At 38.4% G+C, this 1,015-nt stretch carries 1 protein-coding gene and 1 pseudogene; both read right to left on the reverse strand.

Annotated features, from left to right (window positions below; genetic code table 11):
- Window positions 1-61: 61 nt before the first annotated feature.
- Complete coding sequence (locus VXQ92_RS21425; RefSeq protein WP_002019666.1) at window positions 62-886, reverse strand: putative RNA methyltransferase; 825 nt, start codon at window positions 884-886, stop codon at window positions 62-64.
- Window positions 887-888: 2 nt separating this feature from the next.
- Window positions 889-1,015 (reverse strand): annotated as a pseudogene (locus tag VXQ92_RS21430) (hypothetical protein); the annotation flags it as partial.

The following is a 1,015-nucleotide window of genomic DNA, read 5'->3' on the forward strand; positions in this document are numbered from 1 at the left end:
GTGAAAAAGATGAATTAGAAAACTTGATTAATCAAATTGAATAAAAATAAAAAAGCCATCGTTAGATGGCTTTTTTATTACGCTTTTGAAAAAGATAAATTTGAAAAGATGCGGTCACTTGTAAGTGTGCTTTCTGTTCTAATTGCATACGACGTTCTGGAGATGCCTTATAAGCATAGGGAGTCATAGCAATAAGATTTTTTAAAGCTTGCTGGTCAAGTACTAAAGGAGCATCAATAACTTGCTGTTCTTTCAACTCAAATAAATCTTGTAGTTGTTCAACAAATTTCTGTGGTGTGTGAGGATTAACCTGTTCAAACAATGCCTCACGCATCGCATACAAATGATCGGTTGCTGGAGTCACAACAATTAAATAACCATCATCTTTTAAAACACGCAGAATTTCCGTTTGGGGAATCGGGCTAAAAAGACTCGTACACACATCCATGCTTTGATCGATGACCGGTAAAGTTGCTCCTGTACCAACCACCCATGTCACTTTGTCATTTAACTTTGCTGCGCGTTGTACTGCATTTTTTGCAATATCTACACCTATACACTGTTCAACGACCTGTTGCATTGCGCTGGTGTAATAGCCCTCGCCACAGCCAATATCAAGTACCATTTTAGCTTTAAGATCTTTCAGCAAATGAACTACTGCTTGCTGTAAAGGTTGATAATAGCCACCTTGTAAAAAAGCACGGCGCGCATCTACAGACTCAGGAGTATCTCCCGGATTTTTACTATGTTTGTGCTGTACAACATGTAAGTTCACATAACCTTGCTTTGCAATGTCATAGCTATGGCCCTGTTCACACCGCCATGTTTTGCTTACCAGCTCAAGTCGTTGACGACACACAGGACACATTAAATTTTGCGTAGTCACGTTTAATTATTCTCTTGTTCTTTTTGTTGTAAATAAGCCTTAGCGTGCATTCCAACAAATGTACGGCCTGCATTTGTTCCCTTAATCCATTCATCTACTTCAAACAAATCAAATAAGCCCACTTTAATT

The sequence above is a fragment of the Acinetobacter sp. 228 genome, from assembly GCF_048147885.1.